The sequence below is a fragment of the Capsulimonas corticalis genome (assembly GCF_003574315.2).
GTDB lineage: Bacteria > Armatimonadota > Armatimonadia > Armatimonadales > Capsulimonadaceae > Capsulimonas > Capsulimonas corticalis.
Genome location: NZ_AP025739.1, coordinates 1,082,623 through 1,108,511 on the forward strand (window position 1 = coordinate 1,082,623; position 25,889 = coordinate 1,108,511).

Genomic DNA, 25,889 nt, shown 5'->3' on the forward strand with positions numbered 1-25,889 from the left:
ACCATCTATGAATTCATTCCTTCAGGACATCTACGGTCAGCCGGACGCCCTTCGCCTGGCGCTGCGCGCCTGCTCCGGGTCCCTGAAACCCGATCTTGAGCGTGCCGCAGATCGGATACGCCAGGCTAACCGGGTGGTGCTGACCAGCATGGGCAGCGCGTATTACTCCTGTCAGCCCCCGGCTTATGCGCTGCAAGCGCTGCATCCCAACGTTCAGCTCTGCGAAACCGCGGACCTGCTCGAACGAGACGTATTCCCCGACTCCCTCACGATTATCCTCTCCCGATCCGGCGAAAGCGGAGAGATCGCCGAGTATGCGCGGCGGATACGCGCGCGTGGCGGCGATCTGATCGCCGTGACGATGACGCCCGGCAGCACCCTGGCCGAAGCCGCCGATTTGGTGATTCATAACCCCTCGCCGTTCGACGGCTTTATCTGCACGAAAGCCTACTCCACCCTCACGCTGATCGGTCTGATCCTCGCGCGCATGGTGAATGAAACGTTCGACGACACTTTGATCCAGCGCCTGGAGCAGCTGTTCGATCACATGGAAGCCACGCAGGAGGAGCTGGATCGACAAATCGGCGCGCTTCCGGCGCTGGATCGGCTGGACGGCGTGACCTTGCTGTCCCACGGATCCGGAATCGCCACCGCATGGGCCGGCGCGCTCTGGATCGAGGAGGCGGCGCGTATCCGCGCCTCGGTGAGCAGTTATTCTGCATTCCGCCATGGCCCCATCGAGCAAGTCGAACCAGGCTTCACGGCGATCGCGATCGATCTCGAGCCGGATGCACAGTCGCGCGCGGCGCGGCAGGAACTGGAAGCGCGCGGCGCGCGCCTGATCACGGTGTCGCCCGAGGGAGAAGAAGACGCGACTATCGCATTGCCGCTGGAAGGTCTTCCGGCGGAGTTCCGCCCTATCGCCGCCGCCCCCACCCTCCAGCTCTGCGCGCACCACGCGGCGCGGCTTCGCGGGCTGAACGCGGGCGATATGCGATATCTCAACTGGGTGGTGAAATGACCGACCAGGACCCGCGATACGCCATTGGCGTGGATGTCGGCGGCACGCGCACGAAAATCGGCCTGGTCGATCTGGATCGCGGCGTGGTGGACGCCCTGTCCGTCGAGCCGACCGTCAAAAAAGACGGCCCGGCGTTTTTGGACAGTCTGCGGCGCGGGATCGCAACAGTAACCGCGACGCGCGGCGTACGCCCCTCCGGAGTCGGCATCGCGGTTCCAGGATTCGTGGATACGGAACGCCGCCGTATTTCTGACGTATGGGACGATCTCGATTATCTGAACGCGGACGGCTTTCCCGCGCGTGCCGCCGAGGTCCTGGGCTTGCCATGCTTCTGGGACAACGACGCCCGCTGCGCCGGCCTGGGTGAATCGCGTTACGGCGCGGGCGCCGGCGCGCGGAGGCTTCTCGCGCTGACGCTGGGCACCGGGGTCGGCTTTGCGTTCCTGATCGACGGACAATTTCCAGAGCTCTCGCCGGTGACTCATCTGGGCGCGCATTTCCCGCTGCGCTCCGATGGCCCGGAGTGCTGGTGCGGTCTCCAGGGATGCTTCGAGGCGCTTGTGTCGTCATCGGGCCTGCTCGAACGCATCCCGCCGGCGCTGCGCCCGCGAAGCTCCTCGGAGATATTCGCCGCCGCGCTGGAAAGCCCTCCGATCACCCAAGCCGTCAAGGAGTATCTCGACGACCTTCGCCTCGGCCTGGAGATATTCGCGCGCACGCTGGCGCCCGATGTGATCGTACTCGGCGGCGGCGTCTCCCATCGCCTCGGACATTATCTGAACGACCTTCAAATCACGATCCAGCCCTACGCCGGTTATCAGGCCGTGACGCGCATTTCCGAGCTTCAAGAATCCGCCGGCGTCATCGGCGCGGCCGCCCTGACCGCCGGGTAACGGCTCTCTTATGCGCGCGTCGTGATTCTGAAGCGCGCGATGTAATCGCCCAGCGCCTTGGCGTCCTGGTGGGCGTCCGCCAGGGCGACATAGCCGTCGGGCCGGACGAGATAAAGTGCGCCTTGCTTTAACCCGGCGTCCGCCGCGTGGTCAGTCCAGGGGAACGAATGCAGGGGAAGATTGGCGCTCTGGGCGGCTTCGCGCAGGGCTTGGGTCGCTTCCCCGTAGATGTGGACCTGCCAGTCAAGGGATTTTAATGGCGTGAAGTTGTCGGAGCCGTTGTTCCCGGGAACCCAGGGCAGGCGGTCGCCGCCGTGGATGTCGCCGGCGCTTCCGTGACTCAAGGGACTCTCGGGGTAGTGCAAACGCGTCTGGGAAACGAGGCGATAGGCGCCTTCCCGCATTCGGGAAAAGCCGAGCAGGAACGGGGCGAGGTGCGGGATGATCCATTCGCGCAGGACTTGATTGCCCGCTCCCTGCCCGACTCCGAGCTGGAACACCCGATCCGTTGTCGCGACTAACGAGCGGGCGAAGGCGATGCGTTCAGGCTCGTAGGCGCCCAGAACAGACTCGGCGGCGCGGTTCTGAAGAACGGCGGCGAGTTTCCAGGCGAGGTTAACGGCGTCGCCGATTCCCGTGTTCATGCCCTGGCCGCCGGCGGGGCTATGGATATGGCCGGCGTCGCCGGCGAGGAAGGCGCGGCCCACCCGGAAATGCTCCGCCACGCGGTGGTGGACGTGATAGGTGGAGAACCAGTTCACCGCGCCCACACGGATCCCGACAAGTTCCTCGACGGAGGGCCGAATGTCCTCGAAGGTCAAATCGGTCCGGCCCGCCAGCGTGCTTGGAACAATGCCGATCAGACGGTTCATGCCCGTACTGCGGATGGGAAACACCAGCCCCAGCGTGTTCGCCCCAAGGCAGAAATTGAACTCGTGACCGTCCGCGCCGCCGCTGAGCGCTTCGACATCGGCCACATAAAAGACCTGTTCATAGGTCCCCCCAGGAAACCCTACCCCCAATCCCTGACGAACGGCGCTGTGCGCGCCGTCGCATCCACAGAGATAACGGGCGACGCACTCTTCTTCGGCGCCGCCGCGCCGGAGAATCGCCCGAACTTGGTCGCCTGTGTCGTGGAACTCCACCAGCTCGGTCTCCCATTCGATCTCGACGCCGGCCGCCGTCAACTGCTCGCCCAGCAGGCGCTCATGGTCGTCCTGAGGAAAACTGAGGACGAAGGGGTATGGGCTGAGCCCCTGCCCGATCTCCCCCAGCTTGATCTGCGTGATCTCGCGGCCGCCCTCCCAGAGATGGGCCGCGTCCATCGGGATCCCCCGCCGCACGACTTCGTCCGCGAAGCCGAGCTGGCGATAGAACTCCAGGGTGCGGGACTGAACGACCATGGCGCGGGACGCCTGCCCAGGGCCGGAATTCTTCTCGATGATCCGCGGCTTCACCCCCGCCTGGGTGAGAAACAAGGCCAGAACCAATCCCGTCGGCCCCGCCCCCACAATCAGAACTTCGGTATCGCTCATGATGTGATCTCCTTCGTTTCTTCCACGTCGATCCCGTGTGTCGCGGGAGACGATAAGTCCGCCGTCAGCAGCTGCAAAAACCGTTCCGCCACGTCTTCGTCCTGCACGGAATCGCCCAGCACGCGCCGATAAAGATCCCGGTACAAAAACCAGCCGTCCATCGCCGCGAGCGCCAGCAGCAGTTTCGGAAATCCCGCTCGGTCCTGCGACACGCGCGCCAGCAATTGGGCGCGGCGCTCCGTCAAGAAGTCCGGGATCGGAGCCGCCCCCAGACTCGCCCACGCCATCATCCGGGCGACTTTGGGGTTCGCCTCCATCACCCGAAACCGCGCGGTAATCAGCTCCGCCATGTTCACCGCGCCGCCCTCCTGCAAAAAACGATCCAGCGGCTGAAAAACCGGGACCGCTTTGTGTTCAAAACACGCCTTCCAAAGCTCCTCTTTACTGCCAAAGTGATACTGAAGCAGGCTCTTAGGCGTCCCTGCCGCAGCGGCGATGTCGGCGACGGAGGCGCCGTCGAAACCCTTTTCCGCGAACAGATCCATCGCGGTGTTCAAGATCGTCTCGCGGGTTTTGACGGGATCAAGACGGCGGCGCTCGGCAAGTTTGGTCATTCACACAATCCTTTGTACGATCGTCCAAATTATATCGCAAAAACAATCTGCCGTCAAGTGGTGGGCATATTGACAAACCCACCCCCGGCCTTCGGCCAACCCCTCCCGCCGACGGGAAGGGTGATTAAGATTGCCTCTGACGAAAGCCGTCTGTGATAACACGCTCTGAAAAACCCTTCCCGTCGGCGGGAGGGGTTGGCCGAAGGCCGGGGGTGGGTTTGCCAGGGAGGGGTGGCGCGAAGCGCCGGAGCGGGTTTGCCTACCCGCCAACAGCTCTGACTTCCGCTCCATCAATCGCCGTGTCTTCGCCGATCTTGCGCCATGCATCCAGTTCCTGGTCCGACGCCGCGCGCTTTTGCGCCAGCAGTCCGTAGGCGTCGGCGCCGAGGATGAGGCGCAAGGGCGGGTCGCTGCTTTCGACGGCCTGGATCATGGCGGCGGCGGCTTTTCGTGGGTCGCCGGGCTGTTGGCCGGCGTTGCCGTAGAGATATTGGCGGATGGGTTCGATGACGGGCTTGTAATCGTCGATCTCCGTGGCGGCGCGCATGTTGGAGTCGCCGGCGAAGTCGGTGCGGAAGGCGCCGGGCTCGACGATCGTGACATGGATCCCCAGCGGGCTGACTTCATTGCGCAGGCTTTCGGAGTAGCCTTCAAGGGCGAACTTGGACGCGCAGTAGGCGGCGAATCCCTGGTAGCCGACCTGGCCGCCGATGCTGGTGAGGTTCAGAATATTGCCGCCGCGCTGCCGGCGCATGGCGGGAAGCACGGCGCGGACCATTTCGGCGGCGCCGAAGAAGTTGACCTCCATTTGATCGCGCAGTTGCTCGAGAGAGAACTCCTCGGCAGCGCCCAGACTGCCGCGCCCAGCGTTGTTGACCAAGACATCGATGCGGCCGAACTTCTCCAATGCGGCGCTCACAACAGCCTGACGATCGGCGTCATTCGTGACATCCAAACGAACAGCAAGTGCCGTATCCGGGTATTTCTGAACCAGTTCGGCGACGGCTTCGGGCTTGCGCGCGGTCACAACGACTTTGTCCCCATGCTCCAACGCCGCCTCCGCCAGCGCCCGGCCGAATCCGGTGCTGGTTCCCGTGATGATGTAAACTTTACTCATGTGCGTGTCTCCTCGTTGTCTTTCGCAGCCAGTTCCATGGAGTGGTTCAAACCAGACGCGATTTGAACGTGGGCGTGGAGATTTCCTGCCCGCCGCCGAGGAGAAGACACAGAAAAAAATCGCCGGGGCTCTGTTGGCCCCGACGATTTTGGATTCGAATGCGGCGATGGCGCTACGGCGTGGGTTCGACCACGCTCGCCAGCCCGACGTCGATGCCCTGACCGCCGACGGTCTGGTGGCAGTGGGCGGCGATCGTGACGGTGGCGCCGGGCTTCATCAAAGCCTTGGCTTCCGAAGTGATGGGCAGGTTGACGATGGTGGTCGCATAACCCGCCTCCTGCGCCGCCGCGACGCCGTTGATGTAGATGTCGATATCTTCGTCGTGGAAGACGGCGAACTGCAGGTTCTTCAGGTCGCCCTGCGGCACGGTGATCGTCCGGCGGATCCAAATATCGCTGGTGTTCCAGTCGGTATGGTTGGTTCCCTGGTTGCCGAAGCCGCCCTGGCCCTGTTTCCAGCCCGAATCGTCGAAATTGGCTTTGGTCCAATCGTCCGACGGCTTATCCGTCGTATAGCGCCAGGTTTGCTGGAGCGGAGCGACGATCGTCACCTTTGGAGCCTTCGGCAAGGGCGCCCAGCCGCCGACTTTCATCGTGTCTCGAGCGGCCCACTTCTTCCAGACATCCTTATCGTTCAGCATCTTGATAAAGACGCCGCCGATGACGGGCCGGGCGTTGAAGCGAATTCCTTCCGCTTCATCCACGTTATAGGAGTCGACAAACGGCATGCGATCCTTTGTCGTCGTGTTGAGGTAATTGTAGGTCGGGTTGATCAGCGCTTCAAAGTCGGCTTGATTGTCGGCGAGCGTCGCGCTCCAGAACAGCCAGTCCACTTTGGTCAGCGTCGTCCGCGAATCCAGCGGAGTCCCGTACTTCAAGGCCACTTTCTTGTACTGCGCGATTTCCCGCTTCGCGACGGACGCGGGGAAGACGTTCAGCCCCAGAATTTGATCCCAGACGAGGTTGTACTTCAGGCTCCAGGTGTTGGGCTTATCGAAGGCGAGGCGGGAGTGATCGCCATCGTCGGAGACCTGCATCCAGTGCGCGGCGTCGTCCTTGGCGAGCTTCGCGTACTTGTCCGCGTTCGCGGTGTCGCCGCGCATGCGGCACAGATCGCCGTAAGCGGCCAGCGCGAGGATCGCTTTGATCGACAGGTTGGAGTTGTGCGCGAGGTGCCCCATGAAGTCGTCGGTGCAGAGCTGCTCCTCGGGATCCAGGCCGTACTGCACGAGATAGTCCGCCCACTTGGAGATGGTCGGCCACCAGGGCGTCACGAAGTTCGCGTTGCCGTCGGCTTTCGCCACCGCGTCGCACAGCAGGATCATGTTGCCCGACTCTTCGACCGGCATCTGCTCGCCGCCGTCATCGGTGCCGCGCGCGATCGGATAGGTTCCCAGGTCGTGCGGGGAGTTCGGGAACTTCCAGCGCTCGGACGAGCCGTAGTTCAGGATCGGGACCATGGCGCACTTCATGAGCGTCGGGCTCAGGAGAAGCCACTGGGGAGCCAGCGGGAAGATGATATCCACGGTTCCGATATCGCCGTTGCTGTTGTTTTCTTTGGTGAGGAACAGCGGCTGGCCGTTGTGGTCCGCCGCGAGGCCGGTGGCCGCGAAGCACTGGCGATAGGCCAGTGCGGTCATCGTGGCGTACTTAGCACCGCCGGTCTTGGTCATGTCGGCCATCAGGTCGGTATCGAAGGCGACGCAGGCTTGGGTGAGACGCGTATAGTCTTTTTCGGCCGCCGGCAGCAGGGTCGCCGGAGTTCCGCCGTTGCGCCGCCAGTATGGGCGCAGCTTCTCGCGGAAGAAGTTGATCGCGTAGACTTCATCGTAGGCGATGGTCGTGTGGCGGGAAACCGGCGCGGCGCCCACATTGCCCAGGTCGAAAGCAACGGCGAGGGTCGGCGCGGCGTCGTTCGCCGGACGCGGCATGCGGGTCTCATCCTTGGCCGGCAGCGCGCCGTTTTCGATAAAGGCGCCGGTCAGCGTGTCGGCGGCGCCGATAGCGGCCTTGGCGTCCTTGGTCGGCGTCGAAAGATACGCATATCCCCAGTCCAGGGTGACGCCGTCCCCAGCGATGCTCAGATAGTTCTGCTTCTGCGTGCCGATGCTCAGCGCGGTCACCGGGCCGAACGTCTCACGCTTCCACGTCACCGGTTCGTCCTGGTCGTTCACTGAGATCAGGCCGCCGACGCCGTCGTAGATCGAAACGGCGTGGCTCTTGCCGTCCACCGAGCTCACATCCCAGGTCAAATACGTCAGCGGACGGCTCAGCGCATCGAAATCGCTGGGCAGAATCGCCGTCGTGAATGTCAGGGTCACGTGAACGCTCTCGTTCGCGAACTGATAGATCGTCCGCGTGGGGAGCACTTGCACGCTGGTCTGCGGCAGCGCGGGCAGGCTAGCCGGGGTCGCGCCCATGATCCGATAGGATTTTCCATCGATACGGACCAGGCTGACGAGCGGCTGCTCGCGGTTCGTCCAGTGCTGAGTGGTCTTGTCGGTGAGGCGGTCCGCCTTGGACCAGATGCTCAAAAATGGGTCGGAGGTCACGAGCGGCGTGGCGGGCGGGCGAAACGCCGGGGGCGGCGCCGCGGCGGCGGGCGCGGCGAGCGTCAGCGCGCCGACGGTCTTATCCGCGACGGGAGACTTGGAAAGCGAGAGCGCTCCCAGAGCCGCGGCGGCGACGGCGACAGCGCCGATCGTCACTGCGGCCTTCTTTGACACAGTTGTCATTCTATGGTCCTTTATACCTGCGAGGTGGATCTGAACTACGGCGAGGCGAAAAATCGCGGTAATGATAGCGATAACAGCGATCACGCTTGATGAATATGACAGCGGGCGCGGAGCCCCGAGATCGAAGCGTACAATATTATAAAATCATTCTTATGAATTGTCAAGCATAAAACGAACAAAACCGGTATATTGTCCGGAACATTAACGCTTTGGACCAATAATTCTGGGCCTGAGACACAGGGAACCGGCGGCTCTCCTCATGCGAAGATACGCGTGAGGAGAGCCGCCGGTTCCCAGTGATCCCAATTCCTCGTCGGACGCCTGCCGATTACCAGCCGACGCGGATGATCAATCCCTTCGGGGATCCGACTTCCAGGTACGCCGCCTGCTGGTTGACATCGTCATAGCAGAAGCCATACGCCAGCGCATTGATGGCGTGCGTGTGCCAGAACTTGGCGTAGTAGTTCGCCGGAGCCGCGCCGTAGTACGAGGAGACGTTGCCCCAGGTGGACTGCGCGTTGGTGTAGACGTGCCGGTTGATCGCCGCGCAGGTGGCGGGGTCCGCCGCGCCGCCGACGCCCATCAGGATATCCTGCGTCGAAATGCTGGAGTATCCCGCGAAGTAGTTCGCGTTCGGCTGTCCGGCCGCGAAAGAGCCATGGATCGGCGCGACGATCCGGTACGGCGCCTGCACGGTTCCCAGGCTCTTGAACTCGTTGGTCACTTCGTTCTGGTACTCGCTGAAGATTCCGGCGCGCGTCTCCGATTCCAGTTCGCCGACCGTGTAGTCGTAGTTGCCGGCCAGATTCGTCAGCCGGTGCTGGAGCGGGAATCCGAACATATCGACACGGGTCGTGTTGCCGTGATACCCTGAGTCGTTGAGCGTGAACTCGGTGAAGTCAAAGTAGACGTCATGGTTAGGGTCGGCCGAGTTGTTGATATCCGGACCGGCGAATCCGGTGTCGTAGGTCTTGATGTAGCATGGGCTGCCGACGCTGATGAACATGCGCGCGGCGGACAGCTTCGGCAGGTTGACCCACTGCTTCTGGCTGATCGTGGAGTAGATGTTGGCGTAGTTAACGCCGTTCTTCGTCAGGTGGCCCGCCGCGTCGTTCAGCGCGGCCGAGATCGGCTGGAGATTGCCGTTGATATCCAGATACGCCCACCGGTTGCCGTTGGCGGGGTCCTGTCCCAGGATGCCCCAGTAGATCTGGTTGTCGGCGTACACGCCGTTCGTCCCGTTCAGCAGGCGAACCGAGACCGCGCCGCTGCCCACGGGGGTGGGAATCGAGGACGCCGCCACCGAGTAGATCGAGTTGGATCCGCCGCCGCCAATGGCGATGTCGCCGCGCTCCAGCGAGAACTCCTGCCAGGCGTTGCCGTTGTCCGGATACTGCTGAAGCGGCGTGTTGTTGGCGGTCGCGCCGCCGGGAATATCCCAGCTCATGCCGTCATGTCCGAAGTAGAACTTGAACTTGCCGTCGGTCTTCGGAACGATGCGAATCTTCTGATCGCCGATGTTGCTGGGGTTATAGTCCCACAGATGGGTATTCGCGGCGGCGGCGGTCGAGGCGTTCTGCACGCACAGAACCCGGCTCGGGGCGTTCAGGCTAAAGAGGCCGTAGTAACCGTCGCCTTCGCTGGTGAACTGCCACTTAAACCAGGGGTTGTTCTCCTGCTGATACTGGATGATCGGGCTGCCGTTCGCGCTGCCCTGGTTTTGAATGCAAACGTATTTGCCGCTGGCCGCGCGGATATAGAAGTTGCCCCAGGGCTGCAAGCGCCACTTTTGCGCAGCGGATTGGTTCGATGTCCACTGCTGCACCATGGCGTTGTCCGCCGTGCTGCCGCCGGAGACGTCGAGCACGAGACCGCTGCGTACATTCTTCACGTAATACCAGCCATTGCCCGCATCGACCAGATCCCATTGCTGGCTCGGCTCATTGCCCGTGTAATCCCAGGCCCAGATCTGCGCCCCGGCGCTGGTCGAGTTGTTGGAGACGGAGACGGCTTTGCCGTCCACCCAGGAGATCAGCTTGAAGTGGTTGGCTCCCTCGGTCGGCAGCAATGCCCAGCGCTGATTGATGCTGTTGAAGTCGGTGGTCCACTGGTTGGTGACGGCCCCATTCGCCGTGCTGCCGCCGATCAGATCCAGCGCTTTCCCGCTGTTTTGATTGATCAGCATAAAGTAGGGCTGGTTGGACTGCGCCTGGGTCCGGGGCGCTCCCAGCGTCAGGAACGCCAGCAGCAGCAGCGCCGCTTTTGTGAAGAGGTTGAGTTTCATCGTTGCCTTTCATCCTTTGTGTGATCTGGTCTTTGTGTGATGTGGTGCGGAAAACAGGACGGGCGCGAAGCGCCCATCCTGAGAAGGGGCGAAGTGATTGGGCGTTAGGGCGTGCGCTCCAGCGAGAACTCCTGCCACGGATAACCGTTGTCGGGGTATTGCTGGAGGTTGACGTTATTGCCCGTGGCGCCGCCGGGGATGTCCCAGCTCATGTTGTCGTGCCCGAAATAGAACTTGAACTTGCCGCTCGTCTTCGGCCAGATCCGAATCTTCTGATCGCCAGCGTTGTTGACGTTGTAGTCCCAGAGGTGGGTGTTCGCGGCGGCGGCCGAGGAGCCGTTCACCACGCACAGCACGCGGCTCGGGGCATTGAGGCTGAACAGACCGTAGAAACCATCGCCTTCACTGGTGAACTGCCACTTAAACCAGGGGTTGTTCTCCTGCTGATACTGGATGATCGGGCTGCCGTTCGCGCTGCCCGCTCCCTGGATGCAGACGTATTTGCCGCTGGCCGCGCGGATGAAGTAGCTGCCCCACGGCTGAAGACGCCATTTCTGCGCCCCGGACTGGTTCGGCGTCCACTGCTGCACCATCGCGTTATCGGCCGTGCTGGAGTTGGAGACATCCATCACCAGGCCGCTGCGCACGTTTCGGATGTAGTACCAGCCATTGCCCGCGTCGACCAAATCCCACTGCTGGCTCGAGTCGCCGTTGTAATCCCAGTCCCAGAGCTGCGCGCCCGCGCCGGTCGAGTCGTTCGAAACGGAGACGGCTTTGCCGCTGACCCAGGAGATCAGCTTGAAGTGATCGCCGTTCTCCGTGGGCTGGAGCGCCCAGCGCTGGTTCGGGCCGTTGTAGTCATAGCTCCACTGATTGGTGACCGCGCCGTTCGCCATGTTCCCATTGATCAAGTCCAGGCACTTGCCGCTGTTCTGGTTGACGATCATGAAGTACGCTTCCGACACCGGGAACGGAATGGGATCCGACGCGATGCCGTTGGTGACGATCTGGAGCGAGTAGCTGCCGGCGGGGACGCTTCCCGGGACGCTGAACTGGGTGGTTTGGTTGACGCCGGTCTTCATGACGCCGGTATCGTTCCACCTGTACGTGCGGGCGTAGTACACGTTGCCGTTTGACGCCGTGAGACGCACGATCGGGTAGTTACTCGCCATCTGCGCGTCGTCGCCATACTCCGCGCCTTCCGAGATCCCCGTCAGCAGCGTTCCGGTCAGTTGATAGGAGCCATCGACGTTGTGCGCGACATTGGTGACCGTCGGCCGCGCGGAGGCGATCTGCGGATCGGAGGGACGATAGGTGTAAAGACGGCTGCCGCCGTTCGCGTATAGGACGCTGCCGTCCGGCAGGTCGAGCATCCGAACGCCGTAGGGCGCCACATTGTCCGTGGCGCCGGTTGGGCCGCCGATGACGGTGAAGGCGTTCGTGTAAGGGTTGTATTCACAGAGGGTCGTGGGGCCGTTGTATGTCGCCTTCGGACCGACCGCGCAAAGCACGGAGCCGTTGACCATCATCGCGGCGGGAGCGTCCGCCGTCCCAAGACCGTTGGGGATATCCGGGCCGGCCGCCCACGATCCGGGATTCGTATTTCCCGTAGGCGTATACAGGGCCGTGTGGCCGGTGTCTCCCAGAAAAAACGCCTTGCCGGTCGGGAGCAGGACCGCCGCCCCGATCTCGCTCAGGGTGGTGTCGTACATCGCCACCGGCACAACCGAATCGTCCACCCAGCGATTCTGCGACGGGATATAGCGCTCCGAGTTCTGGCCGAACGGATCGATCGTCAGGACACTGCTATCCGGCAATTTGACCCAGCTCGCCTCATCCTGGTAGCCCCCGCGCACGTAAGTCGGCCCTGCCGACCAGGTGTTGGTCACCCAGCTAAAAATCACCGTGCCGCCGGAAACGCTGGGACCGACCGGCCCCACCAGCACGTTGCCGTTGGGCAGAACCGTCGAAACAGAATCGGAGAACGACTGACCGGACGACGGCGTCATCGTCCATGTGTTCGCGACCGGATCGTAAACCTCCGCCGTGCTCCCGCCCGAACCGTATTCGCCCCCCGCGATAAAAACTCGCCCATCCGACATCACGCCCGACGAGCCGTAGAGTCGCGTGTCATGCATGGAGGCGAGCGTGCTCCACGTCCCATTGACGTAACTGCCGTGAATGTCCGGAGTGAGCTTGTACCAAACGTTCGTCGCTCCCCCCTGCTGCGCCATCACGGTCCCATCGGAAAGCAGCAGCATCAAGTTGACGCCGTTGGGGGCGGTGTTCGCAACGGCCGTCCACGTTCCCGCCTGAGCCGCCGGGGCGCAGAGCGCGAGCGCGGATATCGCGAGACCTCCGATCATCCGAGCGCGGCTTGTTTGGAAAAGCGAGGCGGAGCGCCGCTTCACTCGTGTGGCAAATAACATGGTGATCTCCTGCTTCATCGAGTTTGAATATTCTTGTGACAATCGCAATACAGAACATAAACGAAAGCGCATGACGCCATAGCGGGATCATGCTTTCCCGCAGTAACCTCCTCTTCTGTGGATCCTTCAGTTTAGGCTTACGAATACGCAAAGCACGGCTTCGCCGAAAACATTAACTTCGCGTGAGTGCGGGAATTCGGGCGAGACTATGCTTGCCTGCTAAACAGCAATAATTTCAAAAGAATCAAAATTAGATTTGCAGCGGCCCGCCGTGTCCGCTGGGCGTGGCGAAGGGCGCCGTTTTCGCCGGCTCATGGCGGAAAATCGGACAAAGCATCGAGACTAATATTGCAAAAATCGCAATAAAAACCGCAATCTCCAGGAAGGTTAATGGAGACTTGCGTTTCGCGCGCATGATGACCTCCTCCCCTCTCTCGCCCCGGATTTTTCCAAGGACGGCGGATGGCTGCGTGAACGGTCTGTCCTGCCGAGGAACATTATAGGACCATCCGTATGAATTGTCAAGCCGAAATTTGCACTAAAAATGAACGAAAGATTGTGAGTACTGGCGCAAATTTCACTCTCGGCCAAAAATGGAGCCAAACAATAAACGGCCCAGACGCCGTCCCGAGGGAGACGTCCGGGCCGAGGCTCCGGCGGCGAGGCGGCGCAGGGCGCTAGGAAGACAGCGTGGAGACGTGATCGTTCGCCGCCGCCGGCGCGCCGCTGGAGTCGTCGCGCGGCGTCGTCACCCACTCCCGATCGCGGATCAAGTGGCAATACTGCGCGACCAGCGTGATGGTGGTTTTGAGCGTGGAGTAGATCAGCCCGAATACGCCGTGAATGAGGTACCAGGCGCCATGTCCCCGGCGGCCCAATCGGGTCGCGCGCAGATAGGCGATCAACAGCACGAATAGGCTGCATCCCAGGTTCAGCACGGCGGCGGCCTGCAAATACGGCGTCGCGAACCAGTGCACGCGCTGGCCGACAATCCAGGCGGCGAAAACCATGGGAAAAAGCTGCGTGCTGAGCAATGGGAAGCACTCGCGCCAGCTCAGCAGATAAAACCAGAGGACCTTCTGACGCGGGGTGAGATGCTTGGAGGCCAGCATGGCGCGCTGATGCTTGAGCGTGACCTCCAGCCATCCCTGCGACCAGCGCTTGCGCTGGATGAGCCAGTGCGAAACGCGGGTAGGCGCCAGCTCCACGGAGACGAGGTCGCGGTCATGGACGATGCGCGCGCCGGTCAGGATCGCGCGGACCGTGCAGTCGATATCCTCCGTCAGCATCCTCGGGTTCATCCCTGCGGCGCGCAGCGTCTCCGCGCGCCAGTAGCCGTTGGAGCCGCCGAAGATGCCCGAGCCGCTGATGCGCGAGCGCCCCTGGTGGGAGACGGAGTACATCACGTCGAACTCGACGGCGATGCTGCGGGTCAGCGCGTTTTCATCGTGGTTGCGGATCGCGCAGCGCCCCTGCACCACGTCCCACCCCTCCGAGATCCAGCGCCAAGCGCGCCGGAAACAGTCGGCGGCGGGCCAGTGGTCGGCGTCGTAAATCCCCAGGATCTCGCCCCGCGCCACCGTCAGCGCCGCGTTTACGTTCGCCGCCTTGCTGCGGCTGTCCACGACGCACAGGACCTTGAGGCGCGGGTCGCGCGCGGCCAGCTCGCGCAGCCGGTCCTCGACGGGCAGCGGATACGGCGTGTTATAGGCGAGAATGACTTCCAGCCGATCGGCCGGCAGATCGATGGTCGTCAGCATATGGTCGACGGTCTGTTCGATAATATGCTGCTCGTTGGGCAGGTACGCGGCGATGATCGCGCTGCACACCGGCGGCTCCGCGAGATCCGCGGGAAGCGGCGGAACGGCGCGCCACGCGGACACAGACTCCCAGATCAGCATGATGTTCGTCAGACCGTAAACGACGGCCATCACATAAAGCAGCCCCGTCAAAAATCCGGGAAAGCGGCGCGCCAGAATGATGTCAATCGTCATCGGGATGGCGGTCGCGAGGATCGACACCATCGCAAAGCTGCGCCAAAAACCCGCCAGCGGACTGCCGGCTGAGGCCCGCTTCGCACGTACCTGCCTCATAGACTTGCCCTTACTTTCGCGAAGCCTGCTTGACGCCCGGGAATTTGGAGGGGGCCAGGAGGAGGACATCCCGACTGGCGGCCGCCTCCTCAATGATTTGGATCTTCGCGGGCGCATGCCCTTCCTCGTCGAATACCGCAAGCGTATTCCCTCCCAGTTTGAGCCAGCACTCGGGCAGATAGATCCCATTGATCGGCGAGCGCTCGGGGTACCGCCCCAGATTGTGGCCGTTGAGCCAGACCGAGCCGCGCGACATCCCGTCCCAGCCCACGCGCAGCGCGACATACGCTCCGGACGGCGGATTGAATTGGAAGGTCGTCTTATAAAAGGCGGGGGCGTTCAAATCTCCCGACGTCCAGGGCTTCCACGACGCGGCCGCCGCCGGCATTCGGATACCGCCGCGCATCTTCCACCCCTGGATCGGGCCGCCAATCGGCGTGGGCGCGGCGAACAGCGATACGCCGCCGTTGATTCCTCCGGCCCCATTGGTGTTTTCCACAAGCACCGCGAGATTGTTCGGGCCTCCCTCTTTCCACGCGGAATCGAGATTGACATCGAAGGGCGCGTTCGCCGAGCGGTTCTCCTTCAGGCGCTTGCCGTTCAAGTAGACAAACGCATTGTCGTCCACGGCGTCGAAATGCAGCGTGCGGGAAACGCCAGCGATATTCGGCAGCGCCGCGCGGTACCAGGCTAAGCCCGGCTTACCGTCGAAGACATCATGGTTGTTCCCCGTATCCGCCCAGCCGGCGCCCGACGGATCCGATGCCGTCATCTCCGCCGCGCCTGCCTCACCTCGACCGTCCAGCTTGTAGCGCCACTGGCCGACGGACACACGGTCCGAGGGCGTATTGGACAGCGTGACGGCCCCGGAGATTCCCTTGGCGTCCATCTTGTCGTACGGCCCGATGTATCCCCAGATCTTGTTGCGCCCATAGTGGGCCGTGAGGAAGGCGACGGAGTTGTCCCCGCCATTCAGATGGACTTTCAGGAAGCGCGGCGCGGCGTCGCCGACGCGCATGCGCACCTCGCTGGCGTCCGCGCGCGCGCCGTTCACGAACGCCTCGACCCAGTCGCCGACATCGCTGAGACTCAGGCCGTAATCTCCCGCTTTGTCCACATGGATCGTCGTCCGATACCAGGCGTAGGCGCTGATATCGCCGTCGGCGCCCATGGGTCGGGGCGCGGCGCTCGCAAGCCAGGTCTTTGTGTCGTAGCCCGGCTGCGCCTCGGCGTCGCCGCGCGCGACCATCCAGGAGCCGACCACGGGCACACGCTTCGCGGACGTCGCGGCGCTGGAATACGACTGCTCCAGGGCGCGCGAGCCCGTTTCCGTATACAAATAAGAGTTCGCCTGCCGGCCGGACGCCGACGCGTTCCGCTCGGTGTAAAGCGATCCCTGGATCACTTCGCCGGCATAGTCCGGTCCGCAGACCACGGCGGGCTTGCCGCCCCAATCGAGGAGCCAGGTCCGGCTCGCCATGTCCGGGGTGACCGCGACGATTCGATAGGTTTCCGAGCCGAACCGGACGACGAACTCGGCCGGCGTATCGGAGTATTTCACCTGCACGAGCGCCGAGCCGCCATTGACCGTCACCTTCGCGCCGGCGTCTTTCGGGGCTTTGACGGAATGCGCTCCGGCCCCCGTGAGCTGCAGCTCGCCGGGATCGCCGGGCGCGCCGTAGATCACCATGGTGGTCGTGTTTCCCTGCGTCTGCATGCCCAGAATATGCGTGGCGGCGTAGTCGAGCGTCACGCCGCCCGGCAGCGCGGCCCGCTCCACCACGGGCAGGATCTCATCGGACGCAAGCGACACCGGCCCGGCGGCGGGGACAAGCCGCGAGCCGATGGAGATCTGCGTGGAGACCTTGCCGCCAGTGTGATTGTCCAGGAAATACACCGCGCCCGACTTCCCTTCACGCGATGTCACGCGGATCGCGGCGTTGATCGCGCCGCGCGGCGGCGAGGGAAAGGTGCGGGAATCGGCGAGGATGCTGGAGAACGAAGTCGCGAACATCGCGGCGCGCTTGGCCGTGTAATAGTCCTCGCGGAAGTCGCCTTCCTGGCCGACGGGAGCGCCGAAGTCGTAGCTGGACGCCTGTTCGTCGTCGTTCCAGTAGTCGAAGTTGGTGGCGCCCACCATGGTGTAGTGGGTATAGCCGCCCGCGCCGTAGGCGAGCGCCTTCCAGCTCGTGCGCTCCACACGATGGGCGCGCCCCGGGTCAACGCCGTAGAAGGCGATCCAGCCCGTCCAGAATTCCGAGCTGTACCAGGGACTCGTGCGCGTTTCACTGTCCCAGGGATCGTTGCCGGCGGGATCATCACCGTGGTTGACGCCGCTCATAAACCACGGGACCGCAAGGCCGTCGCGCACGGCCGTATCGCGCAGATGCGTGAAGTAAGAGCCGTTCAATTCGGGACCCGCCGAGCGGGTGTCTTCGTTCTCCAATTGGACCATCACGACCGGGCCGCCCCGATGGATTTGCAGCGGCGAAACGATGGAGAAGATCTTGTCGTACCAGTGGTCCACGGCCGCCATATAGACCGGCTCATCCGTGCGGATTTGCAGGCCCGGCTTGAAGCGCAGCCACACCGGGTAGCCGCCGCTGTCCCATTCCGCGCAGACATACGGCCCGACACGCACCACCGCGTACATCCCGAGCTCCTGCACCATCTTCAAAAAGGCGCCAAAGTCCTTCTCGCCCGTAAACTCGAAACGCCCTTCCTGCGGCTCATGATAGTTCCAGTAAGCGTAGGTCTGAATGCAGTTGTATCCGGCGCGCTTGACGCGCAGCAGGCGGTCGCGCCAGAGCGCGCGCGGGATCTTGTTGTACTGGACCTCTCCGGTCGCCAGAAACACCCGTTTGCCATGGATGAGAAATCCATGCTTATCGAAGTCGATCGCGGCTTTGGCGGCGGGCGCCGCCGGGTGGATGTTACTGTCGTGGCCGGGGAAATCCGAAGCGTGCGCGCCTGGCGCCAGAGATGCGAGCGCGGTCAAACAAATCCCGAAAAGAATACTCCTGCGTGACATCTCTTGCTGTTCTCCTTGGCTGCCCAGCCTTCGTCTTAGATGGCGATAGAGGCAATTGTCCGATTAAACGAAAGCATTCCGTTTCTTCCTCTTTGTGTAGACAGTAAACGGTTGCTACAGTTTCGTCCTTTTTGGAAATTTTCACAAGAATTTTGGTCCAATCATCATGAATGTCGCCCAGCGCTCTCCAGTATCCCCGTAAAAAAACCATAATCACAGCGAAGAGCCGCGCGTCGATGCTCTCACACCTTTTGAGGATAAGAAAAACCATGCCATTCTTTCTCCACCTGCGCACCGGTTACAAGCTCGCGCTTGGATTCGGATTTTCGCTTCTCTGCGCTATCTCTATTGCATTCGTCGCGCTGAGCCGGATGCAGGCGATGCAGCAGGCGACAAGCCCGGCCGCATCCCTGGAAGCCCTGCAAAGCGGCCGTTTCCTGATCTTCGCCCTGCTCACGGCCGCAATCGTCTGCGGATCGCTCATCGCGGCGGCGGTGACCCGTTATATCACCGGGACGCTTTCCCAGATGTCGCAGCGCCTGGAGCAGCTGTCCTCGGTCGACGTCACACGGCTGGGAACCGCGATCACCGTAATGGAGTTCGGCGATCTTTCCATGCCCGTTCGTTACGAGACGGAGCCGCTGGAAATAAGTTCACGCGATGAGTTCGGTCAAATGGGCACGACGATCAATCTGCTCATGAATCAAACGCACTGCACGATCCAATCCTTCCGCGCCTCCCGCGCCGGTCTTCAGGATCTGGTGCGCACGCTCCAGCAAAACGCCGCCCAGGTCGCGCAGACGGCCGGCACGCTGACGGATACAAGCGGCAACATTGGCGCGGGCGTCGAGCAGATCGGCGCCATGATGATGGACATCGCCCGCTCTTCGGACCAGTCGGCGCACGGCGCGGCGGAAGTGGCGCAGGGCGCCGCCCAGCAGTCGCGCTCCATGGCGGAAGGCACGAAGCTGCTCGATCAGCTTTCGGGGATCATCGAAACGGTCACCTCCGAAGCGCAGGGCGCCCGCCAGGCCGCCGGCGAAGCGCAGGCCGTGGCGAGCGGCGGCGTCGAAGCGGTCGCGCAGACAGTCCAGGGAATGGCCCGCATCCGCGCCAGCGTCACTGAATCCGCCGGAGTCGTCGCCAGTCTGGGCCAGTCCAGCCGGGAGATCGGCGCCATCGTCAAAACGATCGATGAGATCGCCGAGCAGACCAACCTGCTCGCTCTGAACGCCGCCATCGAGGCGGCCCGAGCCGGCGAAGCGGGACGCGGTTTCGCGGTCGTCGCCTCCGAAGTGCGCCGCCTCGCCGAGCGCGCCGGAAAGGCGACCGGGGAGATCACCGGCCTGATCAACGAAGTCCAGCAGCACACGCAGAAGGCGGTCAGCACGATGGAGACCGGCGCGCGTGAGGTGGAGCTGGGCGCGCAGCTGGCGGAAACCGCCGGCGAAGCGCTGATGAAGATTCAAGACGTCGTCGCGGCCGTGACGGAGCGTGTCGCCGGCATCGACGTTTCGGCGCAGCGAATGACCACATCCTCCGCCCGCGTCTCCGAATCCATCCACACCATGGCGCACCTTGTCGCCCAGAGCGGCGAGATGGCCGAGCAGATGAGCGCCGCCGCCGCGCAGGTCTCCTCCTCCGTGCGCACCGTGTCCGGCGCGGCCGCCAAGCAAGGCTCCGCCGCCGGGGAAATGATCGCCTTCTCGCAGTCGCTGACGGAGATCGCCTGCACCCTGGAGGACGCCGTCTCCCAGTTCCAGGTGGAAGCCGCTCCCGCGCCGGCGTTCCGCGAGCCGCTTCGCCTCGCCGCGTAAATTTACGCTTGTTTCTGTCCGCCGGTATTGACTCCGCGTCAAACCGGCGGTATACTTCTCACATATTAACCAGTAAGGTGATAATAAATATAGCTTGACCGACTAGACCACTAGAGGCCCATTGCGCAGCGCGCATTGGGCCTCTTCGTATTTCCGCTTTTTAGGAGTTATCATTATGAAGAACACCCAACGTCAGGGGTTTACCTTGATTGAACTGCTCGTTGTCATCGCTATCATCGCGATTCTCGCCGCCATTCTCTTCCCGGTCTTCGCCCAGGCACGCGAAAAGGCGCGCCAGTCGAGCTGCGCCTCCAACGAAAAGCAGATCGGCCTGGCGATCCTGCAATACGCTCAGGATAACGAGGAAACCCTCCCTCTCGCGAACTATGTCAATCCGGATGGCTCGAATGGGTCATGGAACTACGCGGTGGACCCGTATATCAAAGGCGGGATCGCCGTCGTGCAGGCGGACAACGGAACCCTGCATAAGAGCGTGTATACCTGCCCTGATTTCAATGGCGATGCGCCGGAAGGCGTATTTTCCGCATCATTTCCCAGCGTGTCTTCGAGCGGAGCAAAGACCGGACAGCCGTTCAAAAGCTACGTCGTGAACGAGAATTTCCTGTCCCCGCTCGCCGTTTCCACGCCCGCCACCGATCACTTCAAGCGCCCTTCCGCGACGCTGGCCCAAATCAAATCCCCCTCCTCCGTCGTTCTGCTGGCCGAAGGACGCGGCGATGTCCTTTATACGACCGGCAATGACACCTCCACGGAACCGACGGATTCGCCGGATGAGAACTTCCACGACTGGGGCAACTATATCTCCGCCCGCGCGCGGCACGCCGGCGGGTCGGAGTATCTGCTCATGGACGGTCATGTGAAATGGTTCCGCGCTCCAAGCCCGAACTACGCCGACTCGGCGAAGACCCTGCCGAACGCCAGCGCATCGGGAGTCGTATGGAGTCAGGCCCAGTATCCGACCGCTTCCGCGTGGTTCCTGGAAGATCCGAACGCGCAGTAAATCTCCGGCGGAAAAATATCGGATGAGATTTTCTCGGAAGATATTGACTCCGTTTGAGATTGCGGGTAATATTCACTAGTAAGTTTATAAAGAATACAGACTTTGCCCACCAGTCAGCTGGAGGCCCGAAGCATGAATTGCTTCGGGCCTTTGTGTTTTTTGGCTTAAGCAATACCAGGAGTAAGACCATGCGCAAGAGGCGCCAGTCCGGATTTACATTGATTGAACTACTCGTCGTGATAGCCATTATCGCGATTCTCGCCGCTATTCTCTTCCCCGTCTTTGCCCAGGCCCGCGAAAAAGCGCGCCAGATCACGTGCGCCTCGAACGAGAAGCAGGCGGGCCTCGCCATCTTCCAATACGCTCAAGATTATGACGAGACGTTGCCGCTCGCCAACTACGCTCAGCATCCCACCGATACGAGCGGCTTTGTGAACTGGCAATATGAGGTCGATCCTTATATCAAGGGCGGATACCCGATCAGCAACTCCGATCTGGGAACCGGCTCCGGCGGCCTGCGCAAGAGCGTCTGGTTCTGCCCGGACTGGGACCGCACCAACGACCTCTTCTATAACGACGGCACGCCGTCGGGTACGGCGCCCAGCACGGCCACTCCCTCCAAGAGCTACATCGCGAACGAGAATTATATGGGCGCTTACGTCCCCCCCACCGCTCCCAACGTAAACTACGCGAAGCCCTCGGCGACGCTGGCGCAGATCAAGACGCCCGCGCAGACGGTGCTGACCGCCGAAAGCCGGGGCAACAACGTTCAGTGCGCCGGCAACGACACGCCGACCGCCGCCGCGCTCGGCACGACCGCAAGCGACTGGGGCCACTATGTCTCGGGCCGCGCCCGCCATGCGGGAGGCTCCAACTATCTGTTCCAGGACGGCCATGTGAAGTGGTTCCGCGCGCCCGGCAATAACCGCAACGCCGACCTCTCCCCGGTCCTGAGCACGACCGGCATCGTCTACAGCCAGGCGTCCTACCCCAACGCCGCCGGCTGGTGGCTGGAGGATCCGAACGGAGCGTAGCCCCCGAAATTGCCGCCGTTTCGCGATTCTTCAATCGCGAAGCGGCGGTTTCTTGCTTGTCCTTGCGCCGATCACTTGAAGGTTGCCCACACACGTGTCGATTCTTTTTCGTCTGTTTGCCTATCTGCGCCCTTACAAGTGGCGTGTCGTCCTCGGACAATTGATCGAGCAGGGAACGCACTGGAGTTGATCCGCGCCGGCGGCGACTACGCCCGCATGGTCGCGCAGCAGCAGGGCGCTTCCGAGGCTCCAACGCTCACCTTTGCGCCGTCTCCCCGTACGTCGCTGGAGATCGCCTCATCGTTTTCAACTCGCAAATCTTATCACCCATTCAGGAGAACCTCACATGACGACCGTATTAGATCCCATCGCCGCATCGCCCGACATCGAGATCCACGATCAGTTCCGCCGCCGGCGCAGCACGCGCGCTTATTCCGACCGGCCAATCGACGAGGCGACGCGGCGCCGTCTCTTCGAAGCCGCGCGCTGGGCCGCCTCCAGCAGCAACGAACAGCCCTGGCGCTTTATTTACGCCTCCAAGGAGAACCCGGAAGAGTTCGCGCGGCTGCTGGAGACTCTGGCCGAGGGCAACAAAGCCTGGGCCAAAGACGCGCCCCTGCTGGTGCTGGCCATCGCCAAACGTCATAAAGGCGAGGACGGCGGCCCCGAGAACCGCCACGCCGCCTACGACCTGGGCCAATCCGTCGCCACGCTGACGCTTCAGGCGCTGCACGAAGGCATTTACGCCCGCCAGCTCGGCGGATTCAGCGCCGACAAGGCGCGCGAAGCACTGGAGGTTCCGGAGGGTTACGACCCAGTCGCGGTGATCGTGCTCGGCTATCCCGGAGACCCGGCGAACCTGCCCGAACTCGTCCGAGAAAAAGAAAGCGCCCCCCGCGTGCGCAAGCCGCTGAGCGACATCGTCTTCCGTGGGCGCTTCGGGCAGCCGCTGGAAGGGTAAGATGTCCTAAGACAAAGAGCTTACAAGGCCTCAATTTTCTGATTACCCGAGGACTGAAGTACGGGTACAAAAAACTACCCCGATGAAAAATGAAGGCGCGGCGAGTGCGACTCGCCGCGCCTTCGCCGTGGAGGCTTCCCAGTTATGACATCCCTGAACGGCAAAATCGCCCTTGTGACCGGCTCCAGCCGGGGAATCGGCCGGGCCATCGCAATCCGGCTGGCGCGCGAGGGCGCGAAGGTTGTCCTCACCGGCCGGGACCTGGAGAAGCTGCATCAAACCGCCGCCGAGATCCGCGAGGACGGCGGCGAAGCCGCGATCCATGCCGTGGACCTGCGCGCGCCGACGGCCGCCACCGAGCTGGCCCAGTTCGCCCAGGAGACCTACGGCGGACTGGATATTCTGGTCAACAACGCCGGCGCAACCAAGCGCGGCGACTTCCTCACGCTCACCGACGCCGACTTCGAGGACGGGTTCGCCTTGAAATATTACGGCGCCGTGCGTCTCACCCGCGCGGCGTGGCCCTCCCTCCAAGCCACGAGCGGCGCGGTTCTCAACATTATCGGCGTCGGCGGCCGCACGCCCGGCGCGGAGTTCACCATCGGCGGCTCCGTCAACGCCGCTCTGCTTTCCTTCACCAAAGCCATCGCCGACCTCGGCGTCCAGGACGGCGTCCAGGTTAACGCCATCAACCCCGGCCGCGTCCATACCGACCGCCTGACCAATTCCCTCCCCGCTCCCGGCCCGGCGCGCGAGTCGGCGCTCGCGCAGCTCGTTCAGAAATCCAGTATCACGCGGATCGGCGAGCCGGAAGAAGTCGCCGCCCTCGCCGCATTTATCCTTGGCCCCGAAGGCCGCTGGCTCCAGGGCTCGCTGATCGACATTGACGGCGGCCAGACAAAGAGCATCTGAACGAACACGATTTTGGCCGGTCATGACTCTGTCGATTGTACACATCGATCATTAAATAATACTAATTGAACCAAAAAACGGAACCAAATTCAGATTGTACAATTCTCATTGTCTTCCGCCCGCCATTCCCGAACACGAAAATATCCGCGCGGCTTGCAATCAGAACAGACTTAACAAGCAGCAAGAATTATTTCACTCCCATTAATCATAGATACTGATACCAACACTCGGCGTCGTATACGATTACGCAAATATTTTTTTCACGAGAGAACAACTGTGTTACCGTTCATACCAATCAGCATAAATGGTCTGCCTGAGGCGCTGATACAACCGGTTGCACAAACTCTACGTCTGTTCTCTTATGCCAAAAAGTCAGAATCGTTTTGCTGATCTACAATTCTATACTCTATCCAGAAACGACCGAACGTGTTATAATTCAATATCGATATAGGAATTGTCCAACTCTGGACCAGCATATCGACAGCGATTATATTTTTTTGTTACGTACGAAGGAAATACAAATGCAAAAGGCCCGTTCCGGATTTACTTTGATCGAACTCCTCGTTGTCATCGCTATTATCGCGATTCTCGCCGCCATTCTGTTCCCTGTTTTCGCAAAGGCCCGCGAAAAAGCCCGTCAAATCAGCTGCGTCAGCAATCTCAAGCAGATCGGTTTGGGATTAATGCAGTACAGCCAGGATAACGACGAAATCATGGCGAACGCCTGGTATGGCAATGGCGGCTATCAAAAGTCCGACCCTACGCCCGGCTCCGTCAAGTACAAGTGGATGGACGCTATCTTCCCCTACGTGAAGAGCACACAGATCTTCACCTGCCCCGACGATTCCGGCATTCAGGGCAGTACCGGAAAGTTCGTGAATTATCAGAACCTTGGGGGCCAAGATGATACGCATTACGGCAGCTATGGCATGAACTCCGCTTACTGGGGACAGGGATCACCCAATCAGGGGCCTGGCAACAGCGGCGTCTCACTGGCGACTCTGGCGAGCCCGGCTTCAACAATCTGGGTTGGCGATGGTTCCGGCAGCTATCAGATCGACTGGCAGGATCAGGGGAGCGTCACGAACCCAGTCTTTGTCAAAGGCGGTTTGTCCTACTTCGCCAACCCAAATGATTTCGGTAGCCCTAACCAGCGCCAGGAAGGCGCGCTTGTTGCGCGGCACACGGATATGGCGAATGTCGTTTACTGTGACGGCCATGCGAAGTCGGTTAGGCTGACGAACCTGCTGGGTAAGAATTCCAATGGGGATTACGCCGCCTTCACCGAAGCGGCGCAGTAAACCGTCAATTTCAGGTAAGGTTTGGCTTTACGATTTCGGCCCCGGGCGCAAATGGCGCTCGGGGCCGAACTGCGTGAATGTTCCCCTGTTGTCCGACGATTGCTTTTACCATAATCAAGAGCAGCAGCAATCTGAATCATGACCAATAATGACATCTTGCCCTTGGACATTTCCGCGATCCATCAGAGAGGAGCCGCCTCGCCCATTCACGCCGGAGACGCGGGGCAATTTCTTTCGCGCGGGATCGGACGCCATCCCAGCCGCATCCTGAGTCATTTCGATCTGATTTACGTTCAGTCCGGCGTTTTGCGCATTCAGGAAGACAGCGCGGCGTTTGAAGTCAAGGGCGGCGAATCGCTGCTGCTCTGGCCAGGCCGTCGCCATTGGGGGACGGAGGATTACCCTCCGGATCTGGCGTTCTACTGGCTGCACTTCGCGATCCGAACGGACGAGAGCGATCCGCAAATCTCTCCCGCAATCTCCGTTCCGCAGCATGCCGTTGTGGCGCGCCCGCGCCAGTTGACGGAGCTCTTTCGTCGTTATCTTGACGACCAGGAATCCCCGGATCGCGATCAGCTCTCCGCCGATCTCATGGTATCCCTGATACTCTGCGAGATTTCCCGCGCGATTCGGAGCGGCACCGAGCCGGTCGTCGAGCGATCCCCGCTGGCCAATCTGGCGAAGCAGTTCATTCAGGCCAATTCCCACTTGCCGATCACAACATCGTCCATCGCCAAAAGCATCGACGTCAACCCCAACTACCTCTCACGTATCTTCCGCCGTGACTTCGGGATTACCGTTACGGACGCCATTCACCAATCGCGTATGGCGCAGGCGCGCTTCTACCTCATGGAAAACGACTACAATGTCGAGACGATCGCTCGTCTCTGCGGATACGACAGCGCCATTTATTTCCGACGCGTCTTCCACCGCCTCCACGCAATGTCGCCGCTGGAATATCGCCGCCTTTACCTCAAGGTCCACGTCATCGGCTACTGACACGCCCGCCGCAACTTTTCCCGCCAGGCTCGG

18 protein-coding genes are annotated in these 25,889 nt (G+C 61.8%); 9 read left to right on the forward strand and 9 right to left on the reverse strand.

Going from position 1 to position 25,889, the window contains the following annotated elements; translation table 11 throughout:
• Window positions 1–7 precede the first annotated feature (7 nt).
• Window positions 8–1,021: an SIS domain-containing protein gene (locus tag D5261_RS04630; protein ID WP_119320907.1), complete on the forward strand. Its 1,014-nt coding sequence runs from the start codon at window positions 8–10 to the stop codon at window positions 1,019–1,021.
• Entirely contained in the window at window positions 1,018–1,914 is an 897-nt protein-coding gene (locus tag D5261_RS04635) for an ROK family protein (RefSeq protein ID WP_165864112.1), read from the forward strand. Before D5261_RS04630 ends, D5261_RS04635 begins: the two co-directional genes overlap by 4 nt.
• Window positions 1,915–1,922: 8 nt before the next feature.
• Here the strand turns inward: D5261_RS04635 and D5261_RS04640 are convergent, their stop codons facing one another.
• The 9 genes from D5261_RS04640 to D5261_RS04680 form a co-directional block, all read right to left on the reverse strand.
• Window positions 1,923–3,449 carry an FAD-dependent monooxygenase gene (locus tag D5261_RS04640; protein WP_119320909.1) on the reverse strand — a complete coding sequence of 509 codons (1,527 nt, stop codon included), beginning with the start codon at window positions 3,447–3,449 and terminating at the stop codon, window positions 1,923–1,925.
• A complete protein-coding gene (locus D5261_RS04645) occupies window positions 3,446–4,063 on the reverse strand; it encodes a TetR/AcrR family transcriptional regulator (RefSeq protein WP_119320910.1) in 618 nt (205 codons plus the stop codon). Before D5261_RS04645 ends, D5261_RS04640 begins: the two co-directional genes overlap by 4 nt.
• 259 nt (window positions 4,064–4,322) lie before the next feature.
• A complete protein-coding gene (locus D5261_RS04650) occupies window positions 4,323–5,180 on the reverse strand; it encodes an oxidoreductase (RefSeq protein WP_119320911.1) in 858 nt (285 codons plus the stop codon).
• 172 nt (window positions 5,181–5,352) lie between these two features.
• Window positions 5,353–7,974, reverse strand: a complete 2,622-nt coding sequence (locus D5261_RS04655; RefSeq protein ID WP_119320912.1) for a glutaminase family protein — start codon at window positions 7,972–7,974, stop codon at window positions 5,353–5,355.
• Between the two features lie 328 nt (window positions 7,975–8,302).
• Window positions 8,303–10,258, reverse strand: coding sequence for an RICIN domain-containing protein (locus D5261_RS04660; RefSeq protein WP_119320913.1), 1,956 nt, complete (start codon window positions 10,256–10,258; stop codon window positions 8,303–8,305).
• Window positions 10,259–10,362: 104 nt separating this feature from the next.
• Window positions 10,363–12,687, reverse strand: a complete 2,325-nt coding sequence (locus D5261_RS04665; protein ID WP_165864113.1) for an RICIN domain-containing protein — start codon at window positions 12,685–12,687, stop codon at window positions 10,363–10,365.
• Window positions 12,688–12,937: 250 nt separating this feature from the next.
• Complete coding sequence (locus tag D5261_RS04670; protein WP_165864114.1) at window positions 12,938–13,102, reverse strand: type II secretion system protein; 165 nt, start codon at window positions 13,100–13,102, stop codon at window positions 12,938–12,940.
• A gap of 262 nt (window positions 13,103–13,364) precedes the next feature.
• Window positions 13,365–14,780 (reverse strand): glycosyltransferase family 2 protein, encoded by a 1,416-nt coding sequence (locus D5261_RS04675; protein WP_165864115.1) that lies wholly within the window; start codon window positions 14,778–14,780, stop codon window positions 13,365–13,367.
• A gap of 10 nt (window positions 14,781–14,790) precedes the next feature.
• A complete protein-coding gene (locus D5261_RS04680; protein ID WP_119320916.1) occupies window positions 14,791–17,811 on the reverse strand; it encodes a beta-galactosidase in 3,021 nt (1,006 codons plus the stop codon).
• 269 nt (window positions 17,812–18,080) lie between these two features.
• Between D5261_RS04680 and D5261_RS04685 the strand changes: the two genes are divergently transcribed.
• The 7 genes from D5261_RS04685 (at window position 18,081) to D5261_RS04715 (ending at window position 25,856) form a co-directional block, all read left to right on the forward strand.
• A complete protein-coding gene (locus tag D5261_RS04685) occupies window positions 18,081–19,628 on the forward strand; it encodes a methyl-accepting chemotaxis protein (RefSeq protein ID WP_165864116.1) in 1,548 nt (515 codons plus the stop codon).
• Window positions 19,629–19,803: 175 nt separating this feature from the next.
• Window positions 19,804–20,649: a DUF1559 family PulG-like putative transporter gene (locus D5261_RS04690; RefSeq protein ID WP_119320918.1), complete on the forward strand. Its 846-nt coding sequence runs from the start codon at window positions 19,804–19,806 to the stop codon at window positions 20,647–20,649.
• A 188-nt stretch (window positions 20,650–20,837) separates the two neighbouring features.
• Window positions 20,838–21,683, forward strand: coding sequence for a prepilin-type N-terminal cleavage/methylation domain-containing protein (locus D5261_RS04695; protein WP_119320919.1), 846 nt, complete (start codon window positions 20,838–20,840; stop codon window positions 21,681–21,683).
• A 346-nt stretch (window positions 21,684–22,029) separates the two neighbouring features.
• Window positions 22,030–22,644, forward strand: coding sequence for a nitroreductase family protein (locus tag D5261_RS04700; RefSeq protein ID WP_119320920.1), 615 nt, complete (start codon window positions 22,030–22,032; stop codon window positions 22,642–22,644).
• A gap of 144 nt (window positions 22,645–22,788) precedes the next feature.
• Window positions 22,789–23,556, forward strand: coding sequence for an SDR family NAD(P)-dependent oxidoreductase (locus D5261_RS04705; protein ID WP_119320921.1), 768 nt, complete (start codon window positions 22,789–22,791; stop codon window positions 23,554–23,556).
• 521 nt (window positions 23,557–24,077) lie between these two features.
• Window positions 24,078–24,857 (forward strand): DUF1559 family PulG-like putative transporter, encoded by a 780-nt coding sequence (locus D5261_RS04710; protein WP_119320922.1) that lies wholly within the window; start codon window positions 24,078–24,080, stop codon window positions 24,855–24,857.
• A 138-nt stretch (window positions 24,858–24,995) separates the two neighbouring features.
• The gene (locus D5261_RS04715) at window positions 24,996–25,856 is read left to right on the forward strand and encodes a helix-turn-helix transcriptional regulator (protein ID WP_119320923.1); all 861 of its coding nucleotides are present in this window, start codon (window positions 24,996–24,998) and stop codon (window positions 25,854–25,856) included.
• The last annotated feature ends 33 nt before the right edge of the window (window positions 25,857–25,889 follow it).

Coding starts and splice junctions, on each gene's coding strand:
- D5261_RS04635 (WP_165864112.1), top strand. CDS start 1,018: ATGACCGACCAGGACCCGCGATACGCCATTGGCGTGGATGTCGGCGGC.
- D5261_RS04690 (WP_119320918.1), top strand. CDS start 19,804: ATGAAGAACACCCAACGTCAGGGGTTTACCTTGATTGAACTGCTCGTT.
- D5261_RS04645 (WP_119320910.1), bottom strand. CDS start 4,063: ATGACCAAACTTGCCGAGCGCCGCCGTCTTGATCCCGTCAAAACCCGC.
- D5261_RS04700 (WP_119320920.1), top strand. CDS start 22,030: ATGACGACCGTATTAGATCCCATCGCCGCATCGCCCGACATCGAGATC.
- D5261_RS04705 (WP_119320921.1), top strand. CDS start 22,789: ATGACATCCCTGAACGGCAAAATCGCCCTTGTGACCGGCTCCAGCCGG.
- D5261_RS04695 (WP_119320919.1), top strand. CDS start 20,838: ATGCGCAAGAGGCGCCAGTCCGGATTTACATTGATTGAACTACTCGTC.
- D5261_RS04640 (WP_119320909.1), bottom strand. CDS start 3,449: ATGAGCGATACCGAAGTTCTGATTGTGGGGGCGGGGCCGACGGGATTG.
- D5261_RS04680 (WP_119320916.1), bottom strand. CDS start 17,811: ATGTCACGCAGGAGTATTCTTTTCGGGATTTGTTTGACCGCGCTCGCA.
- D5261_RS04655 (WP_119320912.1), bottom strand. CDS start 7,974: ATGACAACTGTGTCAAAGAAGGCCGCAGTGACGATCGGCGCTGTCGCC.
- D5261_RS04710 (WP_119320922.1), top strand. CDS start 24,078: ATGCAAAAGGCCCGTTCCGGATTTACTTTGATCGAACTCCTCGTTGTC.
- D5261_RS04715 (WP_119320923.1), top strand. CDS start 24,996: ATGACCAATAATGACATCTTGCCCTTGGACATTTCCGCGATCCATCAG.
- D5261_RS04660 (WP_119320913.1), bottom strand. CDS start 10,258: ATGAAACTCAACCTCTTCACAAAAGCGGCGCTGCTGCTGCTGGCGTTC.
- D5261_RS04670 (WP_165864114.1), bottom strand. CDS start 13,102: ATGCGCGCGAAACGCAAGTCTCCATTAACCTTCCTGGAGATTGCGGTT.
- D5261_RS04650 (WP_119320911.1), bottom strand. CDS start 5,180: ATGAGTAAAGTTTACATCATCACGGGAACCAGCACCGGATTCGGCCGG.
- D5261_RS04685 (WP_165864116.1), top strand. CDS start 18,081: ATGCCATTCTTTCTCCACCTGCGCACCGGTTACAAGCTCGCGCTTGGA.
- D5261_RS04665 (WP_165864113.1), bottom strand. CDS start 12,687: ATGTTATTTGCCACACGAGTGAAGCGGCGCTCCGCCTCGCTTTTCCAA.
- D5261_RS04630 (WP_119320907.1), top strand. CDS start 8: ATGAATTCATTCCTTCAGGACATCTACGGTCAGCCGGACGCCCTTCGC.
- D5261_RS04675 (WP_165864115.1), bottom strand. CDS start 14,780: ATGAGGCAGGTACGTGCGAAGCGGGCCTCAGCCGGCAGTCCGCTGGCG.